Below are 18,288 nucleotides of genomic sequence, written 5' to 3' on the forward strand. Positions count from 1 at the left end.
GCAGCGCCGCGGCAATTCACCGGGAGTTGCGACAGGAGTCTACTGGCCCATAAACATACAGTCCGGACGGGAAGGGACCGCATGATTTTCTACAGCGAGCAGGAGCGGCGCAATGACGCGGTGTACGCCGAGCACAAGGAGGCCGTCGCTGCCGGTGAGAAGCGAGTCTTGCGGACGACCAGCACAGGAGAGCTGCACAGCTACCCCGGCGATGAAATCGGGTTTACGCCCGGCCGCGGCCAGGCCCAAGTCAGCACCTGGTGGGGCATGGCCATCATCTGCGCCGTCCTGGGACTGCTGTTTCTCGGGTCATTGGTCATGTTGACCGTGCCCCTGATGCAGGGCCGGGGAGAATGGGGTGCGCTGTTTCCTATCGTTCTGGGAGCTTTCGGCACCCTGTATACCTTTGGATTGTCCCGTGACGAGTACCGGGCCAGCCAGCTGCGCAAGCTGCGGGACTCCCCGAAACCGGGCACTTCCGCCCGCGTTGACGTCAACCTTCTGGAATTGTGCCAGAAACGCCCGGGCTAGCACGGAACGTCCCGATAGGATTCGACCCATGTTCAACCAGGACAAGCAGTTCCGTCGGCCCGACGGAACCCACTACGACTCAAGCAGCTTCAACGTACGCCAGTTCGAGGAGCAGTACGGGCCCGGCGGGGTACCTGAGGGGTATTCGATGGGCGCCACCACGCCTCTCCAGGACCCGACCACAATCAGGGTGGCGGCCTGCTTCCTTGCCCTCATGGGCGCTGGCATGCTCACCATGGGCTTTTACTGCTTCACCCTTCCAGGCGAAGTATGGACGGGTGTCTGGAGCAGCATACTTGGGCTCGCGACCTTCGTCATGGTCTGGTGGGCCTTTGTTATCGCCGGGCGCCGTCAGCGCTGGCTGCAGGCACAGAAGGCTACGGACGGTCGGGGGGCCTGATGGAGTATCTCGTTTTCCTAGGCTGCTTTGTGGCCTTCATGGTGGTCCTGCGGCTGCTAAACGGCTACTGGCAACGCAAGCACCGTCGGACCAGGCCACCACGGCACCAGGGTGAGCCCCAGTCCCAGCGCGGCCGGGTCTACAAGAACCCGCCGCCCACCAACCACAGCGCGGATCCGTACAGCGGTTGGCACTGAACTCCGGCCGGCTGCTGGCGTCCGGATGAGCTCATCGGCATGACGGGAACCACGAGCATGACGGAAGCAGCGGCGGCGCGGGCGGCTGCCGCATCCAGGCCGCTGTACAAATCTGGTCGGGATCAGCGATGACGAACTTCGGGAACTGAAGAGTGCAACGGTGGTGCTGGGAAACGCGGCTATGAAGGAGGGGCTGGGCTCCGGTGGCTGCTTCATCATCACCCTGACAGGCAAGGTCCGTCGGCCCACGTGCGACAGTATGCGCCGCTTCGTGGACCTTGACTCTGTCTGGTTCACGAACTTCCGATTCCCGGAACGGCTCCTGGGGGACTCGCCCGATGATGGCCCCATTCCTCTCTGGCCGATCACGAGGGCGTGCCCAGATTGAAGCACTGCCCTCGTACCAGGCTTGCGGTTAGGCGTCGCTGGCCACTCCCCTGACACTGTACACACCCACTTTGGCGGGACAAACGACGGCAAGCACAATCAAGCCGGTGGCCGACCTCACTGTTGGGTGGGAGCCTGCGTTGACTATGCCGATCTCGACCTTGGCGAAGCTGTGAAGCCTGCCATTGACGGTGGGGCTCAGGACGCGGTTGTCTGCGCGTGCCAAGGCCCTCTCGTGCTCGACGCGGACCTGGTCATCGTGAGCCTGTTTGTGTTTGGGGTTCAGTTCCCTTGTCGAATCCACTGACAGCGGTGATAAAAGCTGATGTTCCACTTATTGTCGGGCCACCGCCGGTAAAGCCGCTGCTGACATGTCCCTTACTCTCTCGGAGGGCGGTGCTGCGAGTGCAAGAACTGGCCGTCGGACGCCGATTTCACCCACGTCTTGTCATGGCCCCATGGATAAGTCTCCTTGGAATGCTTCCACACTTATACGGCCCCGGCGATGGGCACAACTACCCTGCCGCGGAGTTCCTTGGTCGTCGCCTGCAAATGATTTACTTGCCTGACGGTTGCATACGCGCATTTGGGGGATACATTGAAGGGCTTTACCGCGTCGATTCTGCTCGTCCCGTTGCTGCTCACTGGCTGCGTCGTTCCCTATGGAGGCGCTGACGCTGTCACCACAGCGACGGCGTCCGTCGACGGCTATGCCCGCCTGGATGAGGCCGGAATCGCACAAATCAGGGCGTCCAAATCCGCGCGGCTGGACATGACCTCCGGACAGCTCACCAAAGAAAGCGTTGGCCTGGAGAACGGTACAAGCCAGGCGCCGGACGTAAAGATCAACGACGGCACCATGATCTTGGACATCGAAGGGCCCCATGGGAGCATCAGCGCCACCACCGACCGCCTGCGGCTCAACGGCATGAACAACAGATCCGAGTTCAGTGAGGACACGTACTTCCTCACGGCAGGGTCATTGGAGGACTTCACCGCCCTGATTCGTGGGGGCGTTGACCGCTACGGCATCCCGCGTGATTCCGCTGAAGACTGGATTGAATCAACGTCAAGCCAGCCGGAGGACAAGAGCGACTTCGCCCTGGCACCAGGCACATCAACGGGGCTCCAAGTACAGTACGACCTCCGCTACGACGGTGAAAAGGACGTCCAGGTCATCATCGTGCATGTAAGCCCGGCCTGACCGGGAGTGGCCCGAAACATCACCTGAACGACGTGCTGCACGAAAGAATGGCTGCACGATTCTCTCCTCACCGCCCTGAGATTCCCGCTGCCGGGTGATGGCAGCCTGCCAAGTTTCTTGCCGGCATGAGGCGCAAGTAATTCAAACCAGAAAGGCTACGGAATGGACCCGTACCAACAGAACCAACCACCGTATCCACCTCAACCGCCGTACTCTCCCCCGGGTCAGCATCCCCCACACCCCTACTATGGACCACCTCTGCCTGAGTGGCAGGGGACTCCGCCGCGGAAGAAGAGCAGGCTTGGCTGGGTACTCGGTGGAATCGCACTGGCGGTGGTCTTGCTCAGCATTCTTGGTTTTGTCGGATGCTCCGCCCTCGCCCGGGAGATCAATGGCGGCGGAGGCACCCAGGCGGAGAAAGCCAGTGAAATGATGGCCCGGGCCGACAACCTACCGGAGGATGACTGGGTTGAGGTCTTCCGCTTCGACCCCAAGGTCGATCCCGGATGTCTCTCCATCGATACATCATGCCTGCGTTTGTCCGCCCGGTGGTCCGTGGATCACAAGGTCAGCCTGGATGAGGCAGCAGACCGGTTCAGCATGAAATCCAATTCGGGCGGCCCTGTTTCAGGACGGTATGTGGGCTGCATCAGGACCGAGTTTGACGGAGTGAGCGGAGAGTCGCTCTGCATCGAAGAGTCTTTAGAAGGCTCAGATTTCTATGAGGTCACCATCCAGGTGGAGCGTGATTAGGCGCTGAAGTGGATTACAACAACTTCGCGTTTGCCGAGTTCTGGGTGCCGCGGTGAAAAGTGGGTCGAGGCGAACTTCATGGGCGACTGGCTGCTCCCCGACCCGTCAATCATCTTCCATCAGGAAGGCTGAGTTATCCGTCTCGCCGATACTGGCAAGGTGCTGAATGACACCACCGGCGCTTCTGCCAAGTTCGTCTACAACCACCCGGATCTGCAGCGCTGACACTCACGTTCGAGGTTCCCGCCGCGGCCATCTTCTCCTAATACGAAACGACATAATTCTTTGATGAATCACAACGATTTCCAGCCCGTGCCTACACCACTTCCGGTTACCAGGAACAGCCTTATCTGGTCTTGGACTTCCTTCGGTATCAGCGTTATTACTTTTCTCGGTGCCTACATCAGCAACCTGGCCGGCAATACCGATCTGATGATCGTATTCGCAGTCCTCTGTACTGCAACGATGACTTTCGGCGCAGTATTACATGTGATCCGCTATGCACTTCATTCTGCACCGCAAAGTCAGGCTGTCGCTGACGGTAACAGCGTGCGCTCTGTCGTCATATGGAAGACACTATGGCTGATTCCAGCCCTACTTGAGTTCTTCGGACTGCTTCGCTGCATTAGGGGCGTAACCCCTGACGGTATCGCTATCGGCGCGGTGGGTTTGCTGACTCTCATTCCGATCATTCCGACTTACATCGTTCTGGGCATCATGCGGGTGGTTCGAAAGAAACCCTAGCTAAATCTCCTGCTCTTCCGGGCGGTGCTCATGTTGGGCATTTGCAACCGAAGTACACGGGATTCAGCACAACTTCAGCGCCACGACGTCAGCACCGCTGCGTTGGAAAATACGGTCGCTGTCGACGCTTTTAGCCTTGGTTTGGCTCCTACTGGTCTCGTATCGGCTCGGATCACGTTTTCGCGGATTCCCAGTGTTTGCAAGGACTCGAGGGCACTTCCACGCTTCCGCTGCGTTTATGGAGAACTGATCCGAAGGCGCCGCTACCAATGGTCGGTCAACACCGCAATCGAAGCCACCGCGCGAACCAAATCACCGGATTCTGCCGCTGTCGCAGCAATAATATCTGCCGTTCTAATGGGCAGGCGTGACATCCACCAGGGCGTCCACCCTTCCGTCCCCTTTCTCAAGGAAACGGCCCCGGTCACCGCCAGCACCACCCAGAGCCAATAGGGATCAAACAGCCCTCGGGCTGAAACACGTCCGAACTCTGTCGCCGGCCGGGAGCGACCTAGTACGGGCGGGAACAACGAAAGAGGCGCCCTGCGAACGGAACCATTGCTGATACCGAAGTCATGCCGCTTCGTTCCTTCGCTCCGATAGACAAGTGGAAGTTCTATCGCTGCTTGTCATTCTGATATCTCCCATGATCGCTGGGCGGGTTGTCCGCGCAACCAGGGCGCTACCGCGCCGACCCCGGAACCGAAAACTTCCCAGAGTGGAGTGGATGGCTCCGAGACGAAGTTTTCGCCCCCGGCGCCGATCCCCCAAGTTACACTCCGGCCCCTGAAGCCAGCGGATGGTCCCCTACCAGAACGACGCCCACAACCAACAACCGCAAAAAGACTCGGCAACACCAGGGTTAAGGGAAACAAGGGATCATGGAAAAGCTCACGATCACAACACCATCGGATGTGCTCAGCTTTATCGGGCACACCCTGGGCTTTTGGCCGCAGGAGAGCCTGGTCTGCATCACCTTGGACGAGAACAGCATCGGCGCGACCCTGCGCATCGATCTGCCCCGCCAACCTGGTCAGGAACTCCCCTACGCGCCACCGTCGCCCACTACCTCACCAGCGACACGACCGCGACCTCTGTCCTCTTTGCCGTCTACACCAGCGAACCCACCCAGCCAGGGCAGGCCAAACCCTACGCCGGCACCATAGCCGCTCTCACCGGGGTCCTTGCCGAGCAGGGCATCACGATCAGGGACGGTCTCTTCGTAGCAGACGAGACCTTCTCCCCCTACGACGGCGAACCCGGCACCAGCCTCGCCCTGCCCGTCAACTCCACCCAGACCAGCGCCATCAACGCCGAATTCATCTACCGCGGCAGCTTCGTGAACCTACCGACCGCATCACCCTCCCAACCACTAGTCACGGAGAAACCAAGGCGACCGCGGTCGAACACCACATAGAAACCATCAGGACCCAAGCGACCACGCCGCGCTTCAACATGGCCGGAAGCTCTGGGCGGACATGCTCGACTCCAAGACGTTCCCCAGCGACGACGACTGCCACGCGCTCGTCGCCAACCTGCAGTTCCCGGCGATCCGGGACCGGCTCATCGCAGACATCCCAGGAGTCGAGGAACCAATGCAGCAGATCCTGTTCGCCCAAACCGAAGCCGCGCCGAAGTGGTCACGCATCGAGTGGGCACAACAACTACTGCTGCACGCCTACACCGGCACCAGCCCGGAACACGCAGCACCGGTCCTCACCGCCATCGGCTACATCAACTGGTGGAAGGGCAGAGGCAGCAAAGCACACCAATTCCTCCAACTGGCCCTCGACACAGATCCCGCCTACCGCCTCGCCCGCCTCGCGACCAAATGATCGGCTCCGGCATCGTCGCCGGCTGGAACATGAACAAAGACACCGCCTACAAAACACTGCCCTTCGACCTGCCATAACGCAGGATTGTTGTAGGAATTGAGTAGAAGGCCGGAACATCGGCGGTGGCCCAATTAAGCAAGTTCACAGATCTATAGCGCCAAGGATTCTAACCATGTGCGGAGGCCGCACCGGCCTCGGTAGGTGCCTCGCGGCCGGTGCTCTTGGCGCCGCCGACCGCGGGCATCGCGATAACGGCGACAACGGTGAGTATGGCACTGACCAGTACGGCCACGAAGACAGCAGTAGTCGCAGACACAATTGTGTGGGGGTCAGAATCGCCGCCGGGGACGCCGGAATATATCGAATTAGCTACTGCCCCGAAAACAGCGACGCCGATGGAGCTTCCAATCGAACGGGCGAAGAGATTAGTACCCGTGACTACGCCGCGCTCATTCCATTCGACGCTTGACTGGGCGGCAATGAGGATCGGGGTGGCTACCAGCCCCAGTCCCAGTCCGACGACGAAACAACACGCCGCCACAACCGGAACGTTGGGGGAAGAGGCCGTGAGCGTTAGGACCGATGTACCGATGACAGCGACCATGACACCGATCAGTGCCGTCCTCTGATAGCCAATCCGGAAATAGAGCCGGCCGGCCTGTGAAGCACTGATCGGCCAGCCGATCGTCAATGCCGCCAGGGCGAGCCCGGCCAGAACCGGGGAGGTCGAGAGGGATCCTAAGAGGAACGTGGGCACGTAGGAAGTAAGGCCGAACATGATTGCACCAATGCCGAAAGAGATCAGCGACGTCGTGGCCAGCAGACGCCGGGACACTACCCACGGCGGCAGCACCGGCTCTGCTGCCTTCCTCTCGACGAGAATGAACACCGCGAACAAGAGTGCGCCGACTCCAAACACGGAGATGCTGGTGACGGAGTTCCAAGCCCATGCCAGGCCCCCCTCGAGAGCCCCGAGAATCAGCAGGCTAAGGGAAGCAGTCAGCAGTAGCGCCCCCAAATAGTCCACCCGGTGCTTGGCGCGCTCGATACGTTCATGGAACGCTCGGATCAGCATCCACCCAGCCAAGAGGCAGAGTGGGATGTTCAGAAGGAAGATCCAACGCCAGATACCGAGCGACGCGAACAAGCCTCCTAATGTTGGGCCAATGACTGAGGAAAGGGCCCACACGCTGGCAAGGTAGCCTTGCACCTTGGCCCGTTCAGTCGCCGTGTAGATATCGCCGACGATGGTCATTGCCATCGGCAGGACTGCTCCCGCGCCCAACCCCTGCAGCACGCGGAATGCAATGAGGGTTGGCATGCTCCAGGCCACTCCGCAGAGGATCGAACCGAGCAGGAAAAGACCGATACCGCTAAGGATGATCGGCTTACGCCCTACGATGTCCGAGAGCTTGGCATAGACGGGCACGGAGACAGCCTGCGCCAACAAATAGGCCGAGAAAAGCCAAGGAAAAGAAGTGAAGCCGCCAACGTCATGCACGATCGAAGGTACAGCCGTCGCAACAATCGTCGAATCAATCGCCACCAGGCCTGACGAGACCATTAAGGCAATAAGAATGGGGCCCCGTCGGGACCGAAACCCGACTCCGTCGGCAGTCTCTGTCGTCACTACCAGCTCATTTTCTCCATGGTCATGCCGTACGGTACTTTTTCACTCAGGCTGACGGTAAAGGTCTCAGGGCTGCTACGCGTCACCAGCAAGCCCTGCTTCCGCAGTTTCGCATTCTTAAGCAGTTTGCCCACAGCAGTATCGAGGCGGTGCTCCAATTCTGCGCGTCGCTGGATTGTTAAAGTGATGGAATTGTCCGAACTGTAATTCATTGCCGTCGAAAGACCTTCCGAAAGTGATGTTGCTCTTCAAACCGAGCATGGCGGGTTATGGCAGAGCGGACGAAAGTGGAGCACTGGATCAGTCAATCCCACAACAAAGCCGGCTTTGGTGGCAGTGCAATGGTTGTCCCGCTTAAGCCTCGTTCTCATATAAGGCTAAAAGCGACCCGCGCGGGCTGCTCATAGCCATCCACGCCAACAACACGCGAATATGCGCCATTTTGTGGCCACCGATCCGCTCCTGGTCCAGGCTCTGCCCGCTCCCAGCCGGAAGCGGGCAGAGCCGGTGACAGTTGACTGACGGTTATTGTGTGAGGTCTCGTCCCTTAGTTTCCGTTAGGAAGAACACACAGGCAGCGGTGATGAGCCCGGCAATCACCAGATAGAGCGCGACCGAAAAGGAAGTCCGTGTTGCTGCATAGAGGGCCGTTGCGATCAGGGGCGAGAATCCACCGCCCAGGGTCTGGCCGAGCTGATAGCCCATCGATGCGCCGCTGTAACGAAATTTGGTGGCAAAGAGCTCACTGATCAGCGAGGCAAGCGGGCCGTAAATCATTCCGCATAGGATAAGTGCAACTGCCATCGCCAGCGTGATGAGTATGGAGTTCTTCGTGTCGATCAGCGCGAACATCGGAAATGACCAGACGGCAAAAGCAATTCCACCTGTGAGTATGACCGGCCGTCGACCTACCCGGTCAGAGATCGCTGAGCTCACCCAGTCGCTGAGGCCGTAGAAGACGAAAGCGATGGTCAGCGCAATGAGACCCACACCGGCGTCAAGCTTGAGGTTGTTGGTGATGTAGCTCAATAACCAGGTCACTACGCCGTAAGTGAGCGTGCCGAATCCGAAACTGATTCCCGCCGCGAGGAGAAGCTCCTTTGGGTTGGTCTTTATCACTTCCAGGATGGGCTTACGGGTGGTCTTTCCCTGTGTCTCGGCGTTCTTGTATACCGGGGTCTCTTTGAGCCGAAGCCGAATGATGAGGCCAGTCACGACGAGGATGATCGACGCAAGGAAAGGGACCCGCCAGCCCCACGCTTCGAACGTCTCCGCTGGCATGAAACTCAGAGCGAAGAGCACACCTGTTGAAAGCAGCCCGCCTACCGCTGACGATGCCGGGATGAATCCGGTATAAAAGCCCCGCTTTTCCCGGGGAGCCGTCTCGCTGACCATCAGAATTGCGCCACCGTATTCTCCGCCAAAAGAGAAGCCCTGCACGAACCGCAGGGTGACGAGAAATAACGGTGCCCAGATCCCAACAACAGCATAGGTCGGAAGAAGTCCCATTGCGGTCGTTGAAATCCCGGCGATGAGCAGCATGGCAACCAGGACGCCCTTTCGACCGCGGAGGTCACCGACATGCCCCGCCACCAGGCTACCGAGCGGGCGGGCAATGAAACCGACGGAATAGGTCCCGAACGCGGCAAGCAGGGCGACAGTCGGATCGAAGGTCGGAAAAAACAGCTTGCCGAAGACCAGGGCGGCAACCGATCCGTAAAGCACAAAGTCGTATTGCTCGATGATGTTGCCGACGACGCTGCCGGCGACAGTGCGGTGCAGCAGCTTCTTCTGGTCTGGCCCGAACTCCTTGGTTTCTGCGGGTCGGACGATGGGCGCGTCCTGTTCCGCCTTTGATCCAGTAGTCAGCAGGGCCTGCGACTTCGTTGTCCGCATGTGTTCTCCTGGGTGTTTTCCGCCGGCAGCAAAGGCGACCGGGTTACAAGTGGATCCCGCCGGACGCTCTTCTTAGTGCGGCCGGGTCGGTACGTCGACGCTAGTTCGATTGATACCGTGCGTCAAGAAAAACTTTCGTATTTCCTATTCAACTTTCGTAATGTGATACTGCCGACGTTGTGGCCCTATAAGCATTGCCACTGGTGATAATGCCGGCGCAGTTCCTCAGCGAAGGAATGCCAGGCGTATCGGAGGACTGGCAAAGCGGTCAGGTGTTCCGGCACGCACGCTGCTGTACTACGATCCACAACCGCGATGCGCTCACTCGGTACATTGAAGCCCTCGAGACCGCCGCTGGCCCCTCACAGAAACTCTGCGCGGGTTAGGACCAGCTGGTCTGCAGTACGGACTGGACCTGGGATTGCAGTAACGCCCCTTTAGGGCATCCAGAGCCGCAGTCGGGTCTGCGATTCGTACGCTTTTCCTTGGGGAAAGGAGACGAGTTCGAATTGCATCCCCCATGGCGCCAGGAAATAGACCCAGCGCTGGCCCTTGCTGGCGCCTGAACTCGAGGTAGGTTCCCCAAGGACCTCGATCCCCTGCCTTTTGAGGTAGTCGACGGCTACATCGAGATCCTCGACGTAGAAGGCGAGGTGATGCCCCCCAATGTCGCTATTGCGGGGCTGTTCCTGCCGTTGATCAGGTGAGGAATAGTTGAAGACCTCTAAATTCGACCCGTTAAAGCAACGGTAAAAGCGTATCTCTGCCAGCGTCGCCTTTGGGTGGACGTTGAGTTTGGTCCGCATCAACTCGGGATCCTGTGGGTAGGGCCCCAGGGAGTAAACGTGCTGGCACCCGATGACATCGACGAAGAATTCGTGAGCTTGTTCCATGTCGGGCACGGTGAACCCGATGTGGTCAGTCCCACGGATACCCGGCAATCCTCGCCGTTCCCTGAGGGCAGTGTCTTGCGGTCCGGCGTCCTGGTTCATGTACTTCTCCAACCAAATGTCTCTAGTGATCGAATATCTCAGGGTGATCAAGCAGGGCTATGCGGGTTTTGCGGACGTGCATGGCCAGCAATTCCTCCGCAGAGCGGGTGTCACGGCGCCGGATGGCAGCCAGGATGAGGCGGTGTTCCAAATTCGTGTCTTCGAGGCCGGCGGGACCTATCAGCTGCACGTACGCACGCCGGTAATGCTGGGTGGTGTTCCAAAGCCTCTCCACCATCTCCAGCAAGGTCGGCATGTCCGCATCCCGGAAGCTCAAAAGGTGGAATTCACGGTCCAGTTCGACGAAGTCCTCCACCACCTGGCAGTTCTCCATGTCACTGGCCAGCTGGCTAAGCCGATCCATGGTCTCCATGCTGACGTGATCGATGGCCTGTCCCAGCGCGAGCGGCTCAATGCGTTCGCGGATCAGATACGTCTCCTGGCACTCAGCGAGGTTCATGGTGCTGACCCAGGCCCCGGAGGACGCAACAAGGGTGACGAGCCCATGTGATTCGAGGATGCGCAACGCCTCACGAATTGGAAGTCTGCTCACGCCAAATTCTTCGGCGATCTGCTCCTGGCGGATCCTCGTGCCGGGCGCCAGGTCTCCGTCCAGGATCCTTTGACTCAGTTCGTCTGCGATGCGCTGGCTTGCAGCGCCCGACTTCTTTAACAGCACAGCTTCCGTTGCCATGCGTACAGCATACGGATCCCGAGTCAATGGATCCATTCGTAGAACTTTGGCGCACTATACCCGGTCGTACTCCTTGTATTGGATCCATTCGGGGCCCTATGGTAGGACGAACGCAAAAGCGATGCCCGTACGCCCTTGGGAGCCAAAGATGTCAACCACTACGCCCTTGACCTACTCGACCGAGTGCACAGAGCTGCGCACAACCCGCGAAGACTGGGACGCAGCAGCTCCCGAGTTGCTCGAATCCATGCTGGTTCAGATGCACACCATCCGCATTTTTGAGGAGGTTGTCCTGCAGTTGGCGGCAGAAGGCCTGGTGCATGGCCCCGCCCACTCCAGCATTGGCCAGGAGGGAGCAGCCGTGGGGTCCGTTCTGGCGCTGCGGGAAGCCGACGGCGTCAACGGCACGCACCGGGGCCATCACCAATTCCTGGCGAAGGGTCTTGCCCATCTATCCCCCAACGGTATGTCGATCATCGACGGCATTAAGAACGACCAGGTTACGGAGTTCATCCGACGGACGATGTCCGAGATCTTGGGTCTCAAGGCCGGCTTCAGCGGTGGCCGGGGCGGTTCAATGCACCTGCAGTGGCTTGAGGCCGGAGCTTTGGGCACAAACGCGATCGTGGGTGGCGGAGTGCCGCTTGCCGCGGGCAATGCCTGGGCCCAGCGCCATGACGCAGAAATCCAGGACGACGGCGGGCAGGCAGACGGGATGGGGGTCACCGTAACCTATTTCGGTGACGGCGCCTCGAACATCGGGTCAACGCTTGAGACCATGAACCTGGCCGCTGCCTGGCGCCTGCCGCTGTGCTTCTACATCGAAAACAATCTCTACGCTGTCTCGACCCACGTTTCCGACGTAACCGGTGAATCTCGGCTGGCGGCTCGTGGCCCCGGCTTCGGCATCAGGTCCTGGCGCGTGGACGGCATGGATCCCCTCGCGGTCTACCTTGCACAGAAGGCAGCCGTGGATCACATGCGCGCCGGCAAGGGCGCAACCCTCATCGAGGCGGAAACCTACCGCTACTTCCACCAGAACGGCCCCTTCCCCGGCAGCGCCTTCGGCTACCGGACCAAGGAGGAGGAGAAGCAGTGGCGTGACCGCGACCCCTTGGCCAAACTGGCGGCAGAGATGACCCGTCGCGGCCTCCTCACCGACGAACAACTCAACGATCTCACCTCGCACATCACCGAGCAGATCACCCGGATTGTGGACGAAATCACGGAAAAAGACCCCGAGAGCGCCAAAGGTGCCCGCCGGATCCGCCCCATTCTTTGGCCGGATCCCGCTGGCGTAGATACGGACATCAGGAGCGAACCGGCATTGACCGGCCCAGCACCTGACGAACAAACCGGAGCCGGCACTGTGGAGCGCCGCTTCGTGGATGCCATTGCAGATGTACTCGGCCGCCAGATGGACAAGGACCCGGGCGTGCTGGTCCTCGGCGAGGACGTGCACCGGCTCAAAGGCGGCACCAACGGGGCTACCCGCGGCCTGAAAGATGCTTATCCCGACCGGGTCCTGGGCACGCCAATCAGCGAGAACGCCTTCGCCGGCCTGGCAGGCGGCCTGTCCATGACCGGGCGCTATAAGCCGGTCGTGGAGTTCATGTATTCGGACTTCCTGTGGGTAGCCGCTGACCAGATTTTCAACCAGATCGGCAAGGCCCGGCACATGTTCGGCGGCCAGTCCTCCATGCCTGTGGTGCTTCGCTCCAAGGTGGCAATGGGAGCCGGCTATGGCTCCCAGCATTCCATGGATCCGGCAGGCATCTTTGCCAATAACCCGGGCTGGCGCATCGTCGCGCCGTCAACACCGCACGACTACATCGGGCTGATGAACACAGCTTTGGAACTCCAGGACCCGGTGCTTGTTCTTGAGCACGTCGACCTCTACGGCACCAAAGGAGCCATACCTGCGGAGAATCTCGACTACCAGCTGCCCGTTGGCAAGGCTGCCGTGCGCCGCGCAGGCGAAGGCGTCACCGTACTGAGCTACCTGAACATGGTGGATGTGTCGCTTCAGGCCGCCGAGCGCCGTCTTGATCTCGATCCCGAAGTCATCGATCTCCGGTGGCTCGACCGGGCATCGCTGGACTGGGACACCATCGGCGCCTCAATCCAGAAAACCAACAACGTGCTGATCGTCGAACAGGGCGCCCGCGGTACTTCATATGGAGGCTGGCTCTCGGACGAGATCCAGCGCAGATTCTTCGACTACCTCGACCAGCCCATCCAACGCGTTACGGGCAAGGAAGCCGCGCCGAGCATCTCGAAAGTCCTTGAGGGTGCCGCCAACGCCGATCTCAACGACGTCCTTGCCGGCTTCGACGAAGTAGCCCGCAACCTCGGCCTTTCCTGAACCGGATCCATTCGAAGGACATTCATCATGGCAACCATCATCACCATGCCCGCCGTCGTCGCAGACGCCACCGAGGCAGCACTCCAGGACTGGCTCGTAAAAATAGGTGACACCATCGCCGCCGGACAGCCCATCGCCGAAATTGAGACTGAAAAGGCCACTGTTGAACTGCAGGCTGAGTTTCCCGGCACTGTCGGAAGGCTGTTGATACAGCCGGGAACTTCCGTGGGTGTCGGTGAGCCCATTGCTGTGCTCGTAGAAGCGGGGGAAGACGAAGCGTCCGTAGACAAGCAGATCGCCTCTGCGGGCGGCGCCTCCCACAGCCTTGCCGAGCAGCCCGTGCCCGAGGACACTGAAGCACCAACAACCCGGCGAGATACGCGGCCTGCGGCTCCGGACGCGAGCCAGGAGCCGTCCAGCCATTCTCAGGGACGGGACTCGCGGGTATTCGGGTCACCCCTGGCCCGGAAGCTCGCTAAAGAACTTGGCCTCGACCTGTCATCTCTAACGGGCTCGGGACCCAACAGCAGGATCCTTCGCCGGGACGTCGAGGCCGCCCGCAGACAGCACGCAGCAAGTCCGGAACGCGCCTCCAAGGCGGAAGAACTCCTCCCCGCTGCCCCAACTGCTTCGTCCCAGACTGCCGGCGTGCAAAACTTCCAGGACGAACCTCTCTCAGGCATGCGCAAAGCCATCGCACGGCGGCTCACCGAGTCCAAGACGACCGTTCCCCATTTCTACGTCTCCATCGACGTCGAAATGGACGCACTCCTGGCTTTACGCAAGCAAATTAACCAGGGCTCGCTCCCTGCGGGGCAAAAGGCAACCGTCAACGATCTTGTCCTCAAAGCCCTGGGAGGTGCGCTTGTGGACGTGCCGGCCGCGAACGCGTCATGGCAAGGTGACGCCATCCGCCGCTACTCCACGGTGGATGTCTCCGTGGCCATCGCGACGGCAGACGGCCTGCTGACACCGGTGGTCCGCGGCCTGGAAAACCTCTCCCTCAGCTCCCTGGGCAGAACCATGGGCGACTACAAAGAACGCGCGGGCGCCGGCCGGATCCGGCAACAGGAACTCGAGGGCGGGTCCTTCAGCCTGACGAACCTGGGGATGTACGGGACGCGGGAGTTCTCCGCAATTCTCAACCCGCCCCAAGCCGGGATCCTGGCCGTGGGGGCGGCCGAGCAACGTCCGGTGGTGCGCGACGGCCAGCTGGCAGTTGCCACAGTGATGAGTTGCACCCTCTCCGCGGACCACCGTGTTATCGACGGCGCGGTGGCAGCCCAATTGCTGGCCGCCTTCAAAGCGCGCATTGAGAACCCGCTCAGCATCCTCCTGTAGTCGCATCCCCCACCAAATCCTGTTGCGTAAAGACGCGGCATCCAGCGAAAAGGCTTTATCCATGACTCAATTAACAGCCGAGCAAGGCGAGTTGCCAGGGGACCTGCTGCAGGCATCCCGTAAGTCCGCCGGGCACGTTATTGTTGATACTCTCGCCTCCCACGGCATCAAACGGGCCCATGTGGTGCCGGGTGAGAGCTTCCTGGACGTTCTTGACGGACTCCACGACTCGTCCATCGAAACCATCGTGTGCCGTCATGAAGGTGGCGCCACCTACATGGCCGAGGCTGACGGCAAGATGAACCAGCTGCCCGGCATTGCCATGGTTACCCGTGGGCCCGGCGCCGCCAATGCCCATGTTGGCCTGCACACCGCTTGGCAGGACTCCACCCCCATGGTGCTATTTGTGGGTCTGATCCCCTTCGCCCACCGGGATCGTGAGGCCTTCCAGGAGTTCGACATCAAAGCCTGGTTCGATACAGGCGCCAAACGGGTCATGGTCCTGGATCACGCAGAACGTGCCTCCGAAATTGTCGCTGAAGCCCTCTTCGCGGCAATGAGCGGACGGCCAGGTCCCGTCGTCGTTGGCCTGCCAGAAGACGTTATCCGCCAGCAGATCCCTGCTGAACTCCATCCACCCATCCCGGTCGCCACCGGTGGCATGACCACCGTGGACGCGGCCGCGCTGGCCGATGCCCTGGCCGCATCCAGCAAGCCATTGTTCGTCACCGGCGGAAACGACTGGACGCAGGAAGGCGCCGACCAACTCACGCACTGGCTGGAAAAGCACCACATCCCGGCCGCCGCCGAATGGCGCACCGAAGGCACCATCCCCTTTGATTCGCCCTCCTACGTAGGTCCGATCGGCTACGGCCGGCCCCGCCCCACCTACGATCTGCTGGAAGAAACCGACCTGCTGGTCTTTGTGGGCACGGTCCCTGGAGATGTTATTACCGACGGATTCCTCTGCCGCCAGGACTGGACAAAGAAGAACTTCCTCGTCACGATCGACCCGTCCCTGCGGGGCCGCTCCGGACCCGTCTCCTACCAAATCCTGGCAAAGCCGGACGTCTTTATCCGCGACCTGGCCAAGATCGAACTTCCGGTCAAGGATGAATGGCTGAACTGGACGTCGAAGATGCGCAGCGAACAGGTGGCCTTCGCCGCGCTCCCCCCGGCGACGCCGTCGGCAGGACCGGCGCGGATGGACACCCTGATGGCAAACCTCGTCCCAATCCTCCCCCATGACGCCATGGTCACCCTCGGCGCCGGCGAACACACCAACTGGGCGCACCGCTACTTTCCCACCCAGCGCTATGCCTCGATGATCAGCGCCCGCAACGGCTCCATGGGCTACTCCATCCCCTCCGCCATCGCAGCGTCCCTGGAATACCCCGGCAGGCGCGTAGTGACCATTGCGGGCGACGGGGAATTTCTCATGAACGGCCAGGAACTCGCCACCGCGGCCCAGTACGGCGCCACACCCCTGGTCATCGTGATGGACAACCAGGAATACGGGACCATCCGCACCCACCAGGAACGGCACTACCCCGAACGTGTCTCGGGCACCCAGCTGAAGAACCCGGAGTTCGCGCTCATGGCACAGGCCTTCGGCGGCTTCGGGGTCAAGGTGGAACGCGACGCCGACATTCCTGCCGCCATCGCAGCAGCGCTTCACGCAATCGATGAAGACCGAACGTTTGCACTCATCCACCTAGTGGTTGAACAGAGGGTTAAAGCCTACTGATCCACCCCGACCAACCCCCGGCCCGCACCGGTGCTTGAGCCCGAAACCGGGCACCGGCGATTGAGCCTGCTGAAACCCCTACAACTGTTAAGGACTTCCCTTTATGACTGTCTCCACAATGTCCCCTGCCATTTCACCCGAGCGGGAGGCTTCTCTTCTTGCTTCCGTCCCGACCGGCCTTCTGATTGGCGGGCAGTGGCGGGAGGCGTCCGACGGCGGCACGTTCGATGTGCACGATCCCGCCACCGGGGAGGTGCTCGCCACCCTCGCCTCCGCCACTAGCGAGGACGCCATCGCCGCGCTCGACGCGGCCGATGCCGTCCAAGCGTCCTGGGCGCGGACCGCGCCCCGCGTGCGGGCCGAGATCCTCCGCCGGGCCTTTGACCTGGTCACCGAACGGGCCGAGGACTTCGCCCTGCTGATGACCCTGGAAATGGGTAAACCCCTGGCCGAAGCCCGCGGCGAAGTGACCTACGGTGCCGAGTTCCTGCGCTGGTTCTCCGAAGAAACCGTCCGTGACTACGGCCGCTACCTCACCACCCCCGAGGGCAAAAACAAGATCCTGGTCCAGCACAAACCGGTCGGCCCCTGCCTGCTGATCACTCCGTGGAACTTCCCGCTGGCGATGGCCACCCGCAAGGTCGCGCCCGCCCTCGCAGCGGGCTGCACCATGGTCCTCAAACCCGCCAAACTCACCCCGCTCACCGCGCAGTACTTCGCGCAGACCATGCTCGACGCAGGCCTGCCCCCAGGTGTCCTTAACGTCGTCGCCTCCTCCAGCGCCTCCGGGATTTCCGGGCCGCTGTTGAAGGATTCCCGGCTGCGGAAGGTTTCCTTCACCGGCTCCACCCCCGTCGGCAAGCGCTTGATGGCAGACGCCGCGCAGAACGTGCTCCGCACCTCCATGGAACTGGGCGGGAACGCCCCCTTCATCGTCTTCGAAGACGCCGACCTCGACAAAGCCGTCGAAGGGGCCATGGCTGCCAAGATGCGGAACATGGGCGAAGCATGCACCGCCGCCAACCGATTCCTCGTCCACGAAAGCGTCGCCGCCGAGTTCACCACCAAGTTCGCCGCAGCGATGGGCGCCCTGACCACCGGCCATGGCACCGACCCCGCCACCCAGGTCGGCCCGCTCATCGACGCCGGCGCCCGCGACGACGTGCACGCCCTGGTGGCTGCCGCCGTCGACGCCGGAGCAACAGCCGTCACCGGCGGTGCCCCCGTGGACGGGCCCGGCTACTTCTACCAACCCACCGTCCTTGCCGATGTGCCCAACGACGCAGCCATCCTGGGCCAGGAAATCTTCGGCCCCGTAGCACCCGTCACCACCTTCACCACGGAGGACGACGCCATCAAACTGGAAAACGCCTCCGAATACGGCCTCGCGTCCTACCTCTACAGCCGCGACTTCAACCGTCTCCTGCGCGTGGCCGAACAGATCGAGTTCGGCATGGTCGGCTTCAACGCCGGCGTCATCTCCAACGCCGCAGCACCCTTCGGCGGCGTCAAACAATCCGGACTCGGCCGCGAAGGCGGAACCGAAGGCATCGCCGAATACACCACCACCCA

The 18,288-nt window shown here is 61.1% G+C and carries 17 protein-coding genes and 1 pseudogene; 12 read left to right on the forward strand and 6 right to left on the reverse strand.

What is annotated here, in order from left to right:
- Nucleotides 1-81 precede the first annotated feature (81 nt).
- From P2Q66_RS12280 to P2Q66_RS12290, 3 genes are read left to right on the forward strand one after another with little or no spacing between them, the layout of a single operon-like run.
- Entirely contained in the window at nt 82-531 is a 450-nt protein-coding gene (locus P2Q66_RS12280; RefSeq protein WP_275728405.1) for a hypothetical protein, read from the forward strand.
- A gap of 28 nt (nt 532-559) precedes the next feature.
- The gene (locus P2Q66_RS12285) at nt 560-931 is read left to right on the forward strand and encodes a hypothetical protein (RefSeq protein ID WP_079595922.1); all 372 of its coding nucleotides are present in this window, start codon (nt 560-562) and stop codon (nt 929-931) included.
- Nucleotides 931-1,128, forward strand: coding sequence for a hypothetical protein (locus tag P2Q66_RS12290; RefSeq protein ID WP_079595921.1), 198 nt, complete (start codon nt 931-933; stop codon nt 1,126-1,128). The genes P2Q66_RS12285 and P2Q66_RS12290 overlap by 1 nt, the downstream gene beginning before the upstream one ends.
- Before the next feature lie 415 nt (nt 1,129-1,543).
- On the opposite strand, the gene P2Q66_RS12295 is transcribed toward P2Q66_RS12290, so the two are convergent.
- On the reverse strand, nt 1,544-1,741 hold the full coding sequence (locus tag P2Q66_RS12295) for a hypothetical protein (protein ID WP_275728409.1): 198 nt from the start codon (nt 1,739-1,741) through the stop codon (nt 1,544-1,546).
- A 372-nt stretch (nt 1,742-2,113) separates the two neighbouring features.
- On the opposite strand from P2Q66_RS12295, the gene P2Q66_RS12300 reads away from it, so the two are divergent.
- The 5 genes and pseudogenes from P2Q66_RS12300 to P2Q66_RS12320 all read left to right on the forward strand — a co-directional run.
- Entirely contained in the window at nt 2,114-2,719 is a 606-nt protein-coding gene (locus P2Q66_RS12300; RefSeq protein ID WP_275728410.1) for a hypothetical protein, read from the forward strand.
- A 333-nt stretch (nt 2,720-3,052) separates the two neighbouring features.
- Complete coding sequence (locus P2Q66_RS12305) at nt 3,053-3,472, forward strand: hypothetical protein (protein ID WP_275728412.1); 420 nt, start codon at nt 3,053-3,055, stop codon at nt 3,470-3,472.
- Nucleotides 3,473-3,760: 288 nt separating this feature from the next.
- Complete coding sequence (locus P2Q66_RS12310; protein ID WP_275728414.1) at nt 3,761-4,216, forward strand: hypothetical protein; 456 nt, start codon at nt 3,761-3,763, stop codon at nt 4,214-4,216.
- An 881-nt stretch (nt 4,217-5,097) separates the two neighbouring features.
- Nucleotides 5,098-5,382, forward strand: coding sequence for a DUF4192 family protein (locus tag P2Q66_RS12315; RefSeq protein ID WP_275728416.1), 285 nt, complete (start codon nt 5,098-5,100; stop codon nt 5,380-5,382).
- A 300-nt stretch (nt 5,383-5,682) separates the two neighbouring features.
- Nucleotides 5,683-6,051: pseudogene (locus tag P2Q66_RS12320) on the forward strand (DUF4192 family protein); the annotation flags it as partial.
- A gap of 166 nt (nt 6,052-6,217) precedes the next feature.
- Here P2Q66_RS12320 and P2Q66_RS12325 read toward each other — a convergent pair.
- The 5 genes from P2Q66_RS12325 to P2Q66_RS12345 all read right to left on the reverse strand — a co-directional run bounded on the left by P2Q66_RS12325 (nt 6,218) and on the right by P2Q66_RS12345 (nt 11,263).
- Nucleotides 6,218-7,681, reverse strand: a complete 1,464-nt coding sequence (locus tag P2Q66_RS12325; RefSeq protein ID WP_275728419.1) for an MFS transporter — start codon at nt 7,679-7,681, stop codon at nt 6,218-6,220.
- A complete protein-coding gene (locus P2Q66_RS12330; protein ID WP_275728421.1) occupies nt 7,681-7,893 on the reverse strand; it encodes a hypothetical protein in 213 nt (70 codons plus the stop codon). The genes P2Q66_RS12325 and P2Q66_RS12330 overlap by 1 nt, the downstream gene beginning before the upstream one ends.
- 313 nt (nt 7,894-8,206) lie before the next feature.
- Nucleotides 8,207-9,577 carry an MFS transporter gene (locus P2Q66_RS12335; protein WP_275728423.1) on the reverse strand — a complete coding sequence of 457 codons (1,371 nt, stop codon included), beginning with the start codon at nt 9,575-9,577 and terminating at the stop codon, nt 8,207-8,209.
- Between the two features lie 437 nt (nt 9,578-10,014).
- The gene (locus P2Q66_RS12340; RefSeq protein WP_275728425.1) at nt 10,015-10,569 is read right to left on the reverse strand and encodes a VOC family protein; all 555 of its coding nucleotides are present in this window, start codon (nt 10,567-10,569) and stop codon (nt 10,015-10,017) included.
- A 22-nt stretch (nt 10,570-10,591) separates the two neighbouring features.
- On the reverse strand, nt 10,592-11,263 hold the full coding sequence (locus tag P2Q66_RS12345; RefSeq protein WP_275728427.1) for a GntR family transcriptional regulator: 672 nt from the start codon (nt 11,261-11,263) through the stop codon (nt 10,592-10,594).
- 148 nt (nt 11,264-11,411) lie between these two features.
- On the opposite strand from P2Q66_RS12345, the gene P2Q66_RS12350 reads away from it, so the two are divergent.
- From P2Q66_RS12350 to P2Q66_RS12365, 4 genes are all read left to right on the forward strand, one after another.
- Nucleotides 11,412-13,628 (forward strand): alpha-ketoacid dehydrogenase subunit alpha/beta, encoded by a 2,217-nt coding sequence (locus tag P2Q66_RS12350; RefSeq protein WP_275728430.1) that lies wholly within the window; start codon nt 11,412-11,414, stop codon nt 13,626-13,628.
- A 27-nt stretch (nt 13,629-13,655) separates the two neighbouring features.
- On the forward strand, nt 13,656-14,969 hold the full coding sequence (locus tag P2Q66_RS12355) for a dihydrolipoamide acetyltransferase family protein (RefSeq protein ID WP_275728432.1): 1,314 nt from the start codon (nt 13,656-13,658) through the stop codon (nt 14,967-14,969).
- 61 nt (nt 14,970-15,030) lie between these two features.
- Nucleotides 15,031-16,716 carry a thiamine pyrophosphate-dependent enzyme gene (locus P2Q66_RS12360; protein WP_275728435.1) on the forward strand — a complete coding sequence of 562 codons (1,686 nt, stop codon included), beginning with the start codon at nt 15,031-15,033 and terminating at the stop codon, nt 16,714-16,716.
- 103 nt (nt 16,717-16,819) lie between these two features.
- A partial coding sequence (locus tag P2Q66_RS12365) for an NAD-dependent succinate-semialdehyde dehydrogenase (protein WP_275728437.1) occupies nt 16,820-18,288 on the forward strand: 1,469 nt, incomplete at its 3' end.

Origin of the sequence: Arthrobacter sp. Cr_A7 (genome assembly GCF_029222765.1) — a bacterium.
GTDB lineage: Bacteria > Actinomycetota > Actinomycetes > Actinomycetales > Micrococcaceae > Arthrobacter.

Excerpts from the sequence above, each read along its gene's own strand:
- P2Q66_RS12335 (WP_275728423.1), bottom strand. The coding sequence starts at position 9,577 with ATGCGGACAACGAAGTCGCAGGCCCTGCTGACTACTGGATCAAAGGCG.
- P2Q66_RS12290 (WP_079595921.1), top strand. The coding sequence starts at position 931 with ATGGAGTATCTCGTTTTCCTAGGCTGCTTTGTGGCCTTCATGGTGGTC.
- P2Q66_RS12355 (WP_275728432.1), top strand. The coding sequence starts at position 13,656 with ATGGCAACCATCATCACCATGCCCGCCGTCGTCGCAGACGCCACCGAG.
- P2Q66_RS12360 (WP_275728435.1), top strand. The coding sequence starts at position 15,031 with ATGACTCAATTAACAGCCGAGCAAGGCGAGTTGCCAGGGGACCTGCTG.
- P2Q66_RS12350 (WP_275728430.1), top strand. The coding sequence starts at position 11,412 with ATGTCAACCACTACGCCCTTGACCTACTCGACCGAGTGCACAGAGCTG.
- P2Q66_RS12330 (WP_275728421.1), bottom strand. The coding sequence starts at position 7,893 with ATGAATTACAGTTCGGACAATTCCATCACTTTAACAATCCAGCGACGC.
- P2Q66_RS12280 (WP_275728405.1), top strand. The coding sequence starts at position 82 with ATGATTTTCTACAGCGAGCAGGAGCGGCGCAATGACGCGGTGTACGCC.
- P2Q66_RS12345 (WP_275728427.1), bottom strand. The coding sequence starts at position 11,263 with ATGGCAACGGAAGCTGTGCTGTTAAAGAAGTCGGGCGCTGCAAGCCAG.
- P2Q66_RS12285 (WP_079595922.1), top strand. The coding sequence starts at position 560 with ATGTTCAACCAGGACAAGCAGTTCCGTCGGCCCGACGGAACCCACTAC.
- P2Q66_RS12315 (WP_275728416.1), top strand. The coding sequence starts at position 5,098 with ATGGAAAAGCTCACGATCACAACACCATCGGATGTGCTCAGCTTTATC.
- P2Q66_RS12340 (WP_275728425.1), bottom strand. The coding sequence starts at position 10,569 with ATGAACCAGGACGCCGGACCGCAAGACACTGCCCTCAGGGAACGGCGA.
- P2Q66_RS12310 (WP_275728414.1), top strand. The coding sequence starts at position 3,761 with ATGAATCACAACGATTTCCAGCCCGTGCCTACACCACTTCCGGTTACC.